This is a genomic window from Streptomyces prasinopilosus, assembly GCF_001419695.1.
Taxonomy (GTDB): domain Bacteria; phylum Actinomycetota; class Actinomycetes; order Streptomycetales; family Streptomycetaceae; genus Streptomyces; species Streptomyces prasinopilosus.
In genome coordinates, this window is record NZ_LIRG01000101.1 from 1 (window position 1) to 6,978 (window position 6,978).

The window sequence follows — 6,978 nt, forward strand, 5'->3', positions numbered from 1 at the left end:
CGGCGCCCCCGGACCGGCGCCGACGGCCTGGGCGGCGAGGCCCTGGGTGCCGGCGCCGTTGGTCTCGCTGACCAGGCGGTCTATCGCCGCCGTGCCCGAGCTGTAGCCGGTCCCCGTGGCCTGCTCGGGCCCGGCGGCTCCCCTCCTGGGGGTCCCGTAGAGCACCTGTTCCAGGCCGGACACCAGGCGGCGTACGTCCACCTGCGGACGCACCACGAGACGCAGGAAGCGGCTGGACGAGCCGATCTTGTTGCCGCACTCGCGGACCAGGAGCCGGTGCTCGGTGAGCATGCGGTCCCGGACCACGGTCCCCTCGGCGCCCACGGGCAGGCGCACGAAGAGGAAGTTGCCCTGGGACGGGTAGACCGTCAGGCCGGGCAGGGAGGAGAGCTGGCCGGACATGTCCATCCGGTCGCGGCGCACCTGCTGGAGGCTCTGGCGGTACTCGGTGCCGTGCTCCTTCAGCATGAACACCACGTGCTCGGCGAAGGAGTTGAGGTTCCACTTCGGCAGCATCGAACGGATGCGGCCGGCGAGCGAGGGGTTGGCGACGAGGTAGCCGAACCGGATGCCGTGCAGCCCGAAGTTCTTGCCGAGGCTGCGCAGGACGATGACGTTGGGGCGCAGCATCGCCTCCTGCACCACCGACGGTTCCACCTCGGCGTCGGCGAACTCCAGGAACGACTCGTCGATCACCACCAGGTCGAGGTCGGCCATCGCGTCCATGAACTGCACGACCGCGTGCTTGTGCAGGAAGCCGCCGTCGGGGTTGTTGGGGTTGCAGATCACCGCGACCCTGGTGCCCCGCGCGCGGATGAACTCCGCGTACTGGGCGAGGTCGAGGGCGAAGCCGCCGGATTCCTGGAGCGGGAACATGTCGACCCGCTTGCCGGTCTCCATGGGCTGGTCGGTCCAGCGGCCGAAGGTGGGGACGGGGACGGCGAGGGACTCGCGGACCAGCAGGTGGTCGATCCAGGTGATGAGTTCCGTCGAGCCGTTGCCCATCGCCACGCACTGCGGCGGGAGCCGGAGCAGGCTGCACAGCTCGGCCGTGATGGTGTCGGCACTGCTCGGGTAGTACGTGATGATCTCGCGCAGCCGCGCCGCCATCTCCTCGAACATGGCGGGGGTGGGGAAGTAGGGGTTGCAGGGAATGCAGAAGTCCACCAGGCCGGCCCCGTCGCTCTCCCGAGCCAGCGCAGCCATCGAGGGGCTGTGCGCCGCGTTGCTGCGGAACAACGAGGTGACGTTGTCGGCCATGGGACCTCCGGGTGCGGCGGGCCCGCCGGGGACGTGCCGGACCCGTCATGCGTGGGTGGCCCGCGCGGGGGAGCGCGGGCCACCCGTACATACGGTGCGCTGTGTGGCGCCGTTCAACCGGTGTGAAAAAAGTGTGACGGCATGAACCCCGGGCGGGATTCGCGCGTCCCGTGCCCCCGGACCGGCCTCTTCCGTGGTCCGCCGGGACCGGTCGGCGCCGACCGGGACCCGTGTCCGCGCTCAGGCGTCGAACGAGTGCACCGTCGTCGACCGGTACGTCCCGCCCGGCCGCAGCACGGTCGAGGGGAACGACGGCCGGTTCGGCGAGTCCGGGAAGTGCTGGGTCTCCAGGCACAGCCCGTCGCCCTGGCGGTAGACCCGCCCGCCGGTGCCGACGAGGGTCCCGTCGAGGAAGTTGCCGGAGTAGAACTGCAGTCCGGGTTCGGTGGTGGCGATCCGCAGGGTGCGGCCGGAGGCCGGGTCGCGCAGGGTGGCGGCGTGCTGGGGGCGGGCGGTGACGCCCTTGTCGAGCACCCAGTTGTGGTCGAAGCCCTGCCCGTACAGGATCTGCGGGTGGGCGGCCCGCAGGTCCCGGCCGACCGGCTTGGCGCCGCGGAAGTCGAAGGGGGTGCCGCCGACCCGGGCCAGTTCGCCCGTGGGGATCAGCCCCGAGTCGACCGGCGTGTAGCGGGTGGCGGCGATGGACAGCTCGTGGTCGGCCACGGAGCCGCCGCTCTCACCGGCGAGGTTCCAGTAGACGTGGCTGGTGAGGTTGACGACGGTGGCCCGGTCGGTGGTGGCCGCGTAGTCGACGCGCCAGTCGCCGTGCCGGGTGAGGGTGTACGTCACCCTCGTCCGCAGGGTGCCCGGGTAGCCCATCTCGCCGTCCGCGCTGACGTAGGACAGGCGCAGTCCGACGTCGGAGCCCTCGGCGAACGGCTCGACGTCCCAGACCCGCTTGTCGAAGCCCCGCTCGCCCCCGTGCAGGCTGTTGGCGCCGTCGTTGACGGACAGCTGGTGGACCGTGCCGTCGAGGGTGAAGCGGCCCGCGCCGATCCGGTTGCCGTAGCGGCCGATCAGGGCACCGAAGTACGGGCTGGAGGCGACGTACTCCTCCAGCGTGCCGAAGCCGAGGGAGACGTTGGCGTGGCGGCCCCGGCGGTCGGGCACCTCCAGGGACTGGACGATGCCGCCGTAGGACAGGACCTTCAGCCGGGTCCCCCCGTTGGCCAGCGACCAGCTGTGCACCTTCGTGCCGTCGGCGAGCCGGCCGAAAAGGGTCCGCGCCGGCTTCCCCCTGCCCGGTGAGGCGTGGGCCGTACCGCCGAGAGCGGTGGTGGCGGCCGCTCCGGCCGCCGCCGCTCCGGCTCCTGCGATGACCGTGCGTCTGCTCAGTTCCATGTACAACTCCCGAAAGGGAAGGGGCCCCGCCGTCCGGCGGGCCCGAGCTGACTGACCGAGAACTCTTACGGAAGGCCTTGGCGCATACGCCGGGGGCGAAGGCGTCTCGAGGCTGTTTGACGTGCACCTCGGAGCGCACGTGGTTGTTGTTCGACGGAGTGGCGGATCAGGAGGTGAACGCAGTCGTGATCGCCCGCCGGACTTCTTCGTTCCTCCTTCCTCGCAGACCGTGCGCATGATCTCTGCGCAGCATGTCGACATCTCGTGCCGGTACCGCGTCACAAAGGTCAAGCGCATCTCTCCCTCATGGAAGTAATGCGTCTTATATGCCTTTCGTTGTTCCGTGACGCGTGGAGGGAAACAGCCGTAGCGTTTTGGTTCGTGCGGCTTCGCTATAACTACCGGGCCTACCCGGATGCCTCCCAGCGCCGTGCGCTGGCGCGTGCCTTCGGGTGTGCCCGGGTGGTGTGGAATGACTGCCTGCGCGACCGGAAGGAAGCGCACGCGGCCGGGCTGCCGTACGTGACGTCGGCGGAGCTGTCCCGGCTGCGCATCACCCAGGCCAAGCGCACCGACGAGCGCGCCTGGTTCGCCGACGTCTCCGCGGTTGTCCTGCAGCAGTCCCTGCGGGATCTGGATGCCGCCTACAAGAACTTCTTCGACAGCCTCAAAGGCAAGCGGGAGGGCCGCAAGGCAGGCCCTCCCCGCTACAAGTCGAAGAAGGACACCCGTCAGTCGGTCCGTCTCACCGCCGGCGCCTTCTCTTTGAGGGAGAACGGCACGGTGTATGTGGCCAAGGTCGGTGAACTGGCGGTGAGGTGGTCCCGCCCGCTTCCGGCCGCACCCACGTCGTTGACCGTCACCCGGGACAGCTGTGGACGGTACTTCCTCAGCTTCGTCGTGGACGCCGAACCGGACCTTCTCCCCAAGGCCGAGGCCGATACCGGTATCGACCTCGGCCTGACCGCCTTCGCAGTCCTCTCCGACGGGCGGAAGATCGGAAGCCCGCGCTTCCTGCGCCGGGCGGAGAAGAAACTCAAGCGCGGTCAGCGGGAGCTGTCTCGGAAGACGAAAGGATCGAAGAACTGGGCCAAGGCCCGCCGCAAGGTCGCACGCTGTCACGCGAAGGTCGCGAACCGGCGCCGGGACTTCCAGCACAAGGCATCCACACAAATCATCCGCGACAACCAAGCGGTGTACGTGGAGGACCTCGCGGTGTCCGGTCTCGGCCGCACCCGGCTTGCCAAGTCCGTTTACGACGCGGGATGGTCCGCTTTCGTCCGGATGCTGGAGTACAAGGCGGTCAAGCACGGCCGCACCTTCGCTCAGGTGGACCGTGCTTTCCCGTCCTCTCAGATCTGCTCGGCCTGCGGCTTCCGGGACGGTCCCAAACCCCTGCACGTGAGGGAGTGGACGTGCGGGGCGTGCGGCACCGTGCACGACCGTGACCACAACGCAGCCTGCAACGTCCTGTTCGAAGGACGTCGCATCGTCGCCGCCGGACGGGCGGAGACGCGAAACGCCTGTGGAGTGCCGGTAAGACGGGCACGTGTGCCCGCGCAGCGCGGTGAAGCAGGAAGCCCCCGGAAGGGTCAGACGGCCCAGACCGGAACCCCTGGGCCTTAAGCCAGGGAGCATGTCAAGAACCGACTTTGCGCTTGTTCCACACGTCGAAGCCGACCGCCGCCAGGAGCACCAGGCCCTTGATGACCTGCTGCCAGTCGGTGCCGACGCCGACGAGGTTCATACCGTTGTTCAGCACGCCCAGGACCAGACCGCCGATGATGGCACCGAGCACGGTGCCGACACCGCCGCTCATCGACGCGCCGCCGATGAACGCGGCCGCGATCGCCTCGAGTTCGAAGTTGAGGCCGGCCTTGGGCGAGGCCGCGTTGAAGCGGGCGGCGAAGACCAGACCCGCCAGGGCCGCGAGCATGCCCATGTTCAGGAAGACCAGGAAGGTGACCTTCTTGTCCCGCACGCCCGACAGCTTGGCCGCGGGCAGGTTGCCGCCGATGGCGTAGATGTGGCGGCCGATGACCGCGTTGCGCATCACGTAGCCGAAGCCGACGAGCAGCGCGCCGAGGATCAGCAGCACGATCGGGGCGCCCTTGTAGCTGGCCAGCAGCAGTGTGACGGTGAGGATGGCGGCGGTGAGCGCCACCAGCTTCAGCAGGAACAGCCTGACGGGCAGGACGTCGAGGGCGAACTCCTGCTGGCGGCGCCGGTCGCGGACCTCCTGGAGCACCACGAGGGCTATCAGTCCGAGGCCGAGCAGCAGGGTGAGGTTGTGGTAGTTCGTGTCCGGTCCGACCTCGGGCAGGAAGCCGTTGGCGGTGGTCTGCAGCCCCTTGGGGAACGGGCCGAGGGTCTGCCCGTCGAGGAAGATCTCGGTCAGGCCGCGGAAGGTGAGCATGCCGGCCAGGGTCACGATGAACGACGGCAGCCCGCCGTACGCGATGAACCATCCCTGCACCGCGCCCGCGATCGCGCCCACCGCCAGGCACAGCAGGACCGCGACGGGCCAGGGCAGGTCGTTGCGGACCATGAACACGGCGGCCATCGAGCCGACGAACGCGGTCAGCGAGCCGACCGACAGGTCGATGTGGCCGGCGATGATGACCAGCATCATGCCGATCGCGAGGATCAGGATGTAGCTGTTCTGCAGCACCAGGTTGGACACGTTGCGCGGCAGCAGCAGGTCGCCCTCGGTCCACACCGCGAACAGCGCCACGATCAGGCCCAGGGCGATCAGCATGCCGTACTGGCGCATGTTGCGGCGCATGCCGTCCAGCATCAGCCGGAGCAGACCGTCACCGGCGCCCGCCCCGTTCCTGCCCGGCGGCGCGGCGGCCGGGGTCTTGTCGGTGACATCCGTGCTCATCGGGTTACCTCTTTGTCCTTCTTGTCCTTCGTCATTCGGCGCATCAGCGATTCCTGGGACGCCTCGGCCCGCGAGAACTCCCCGGTGAGCCGCCCGGCGGCCATCGTGTAGATGCGGTCGCACATGCCGAGCAGTTCGGGCAGCTCGGAGGAGATGAAGACGACCGCCTTGCCCTCGGCGGCCAGCCGGTCGATGACCGTGTAGATCTCGTACTTGGCGCCGACGTCGATGCCCCGGGTCGGCTCGTCCAGGATCAGCACCTCGGGACCGGCGAAGATCCACTTGCTGAGGACGACCTTCTGCTGGTTGCCGCCGGAGAGCTTGCCCACCGGCTCGAAGACCGTGGGCGCCTTGATGTTCATGGACTTCCGGAAGCCTTCGGCCACCTGCCGTTCCTCGTGCTCGTCCACGACGCCCCGCCGGGCCACCTTGCCCAGCGCGCTGAGCGAGATGTTGCGGTTGATGGTGTCGATGAGGTTCAGGCCGTAGTGCTTGCGGTCCTCGGTGACGTACGCGATGCCGTGCCGGACCGCCTCGGGGACGGTCTTGGTGCGGACCTCCCGGCCGTCCCGCAGGACCGTGCCGCCCGCGTACCGGCCGTAGGTGCGGCCGAACAGGCTCATCGCCAGTTCGGTGCGGCCGGCGCCCATCAGGCCGGCGATGCCGACGATCTCGCCGCGCCGGACTTCCAGCGACACGTCGTCGACGACCTTGCGCTGCTGGTCGATCGGGTGGTGCACGGTCCAGTTGCGCACCTCCAGGGCGGGGGAGGTGCCCTCCTCGGGGTGGTGCGGGGTCCGTTCCGGGAAGCGGTGCTCGAGGTCGCGGCCGACCATCCCGCTGATGATCCGGTCCTCGGTGGTCTCCGGGGCCTTCACGTCGAGCGTCTCGATGGTCCGCCCGTCCCGCAGGATCGTCACCGAGTCGGCGACCGCGCGGATCTCGTTCAGCTTGTGCGAGATGATGATCGAGGTGATGCCCTGTTCCTTCAGCTGGAGGATCAGGTCGAGCAGCTTGCCGCTGTCCTCGTCGTTGAGCGCCGAGGTCGGCTCGTCGAGGATGAGCAGCTTCACCTTCTTCGACAGCGCCTTGGCGATCTCCACCAGTTGCTGCTTGCCCACGCCGATGTCGGCGACCCGGGTGTCCGGGTGGTCGTCGAGCCCCACCCGGCGCAGCAGTTCGGTCGCGTGCCGCAGCGTCTCGTGCCAGTCGATGCGGCCGCGCCGGGTGTGCTCGTTGCCGAGGAAGATGTTCTCCGCGAGGGAGAGGTAGGGCACCAGGGCGAGCTCCTGGTGGATGATGACGATGCCCTGCTGCTCGCTGGCCCTGATGTCCTTGAACCGGCAGGGCGCCCCTTCGAAGAGGACCTCCCCCTCGTAGGTGCCGTGCGGGTGGACGCCGGAGAGGACCTTCATGAGGGTCGACTTGCCGGC

Annotated in this window: 5 protein-coding genes; 1 reads left to right on the plus strand and 4 read right to left on the minus strand. The window is 68.9% G+C overall.

From position 1 onward, the window contains the following. On the minus strand, positions 1–1,260 hold a 1,260-nt coding region (locus AOK18_RS05595), incomplete at its 3' end, for a pyridoxal phosphate-dependent aminotransferase (RefSeq protein ID WP_055693586.1). Positions 1,261–1,500: 240 nt separating this feature from the next. Further along, a complete protein-coding gene (locus tag AOK18_RS05600) occupies positions 1,501–2,661 on the minus strand; it encodes an aldose epimerase family protein (protein WP_055693587.1) in 1,161 nt (386 codons plus the stop codon). Positions 2,662–3,042: 381 nt separating this feature from the next. On the opposite strand from AOK18_RS05600, the gene AOK18_RS05605 reads away from it, so the two are divergent. After that, a complete protein-coding gene (locus AOK18_RS05605) occupies positions 3,043–4,287 on the plus strand; it encodes an RNA-guided endonuclease InsQ/TnpB family protein (protein ID WP_055693588.1) in 1,245 nt (414 codons plus the stop codon). 13 nt (positions 4,288–4,300) lie between these two features. Here the strand turns inward: AOK18_RS05605 and mmsB are convergent, their stop codons facing one another. Further along, complete coding sequence (mmsB, locus tag AOK18_RS05610; protein ID WP_055572800.1) at positions 4,301–5,545, minus strand: multiple monosaccharide ABC transporter permease; 1,245 nt, start codon at positions 5,543–5,545, stop codon at positions 4,301–4,303. Then, the coding region (locus AOK18_RS05615; RefSeq protein ID WP_055693589.1) for a sugar ABC transporter ATP-binding protein at positions 5,542–6,978 on the minus strand (1,437 nt) is incomplete at its 5' end. The genes mmsB and AOK18_RS05615, both read right to left, overlap by 4 nt.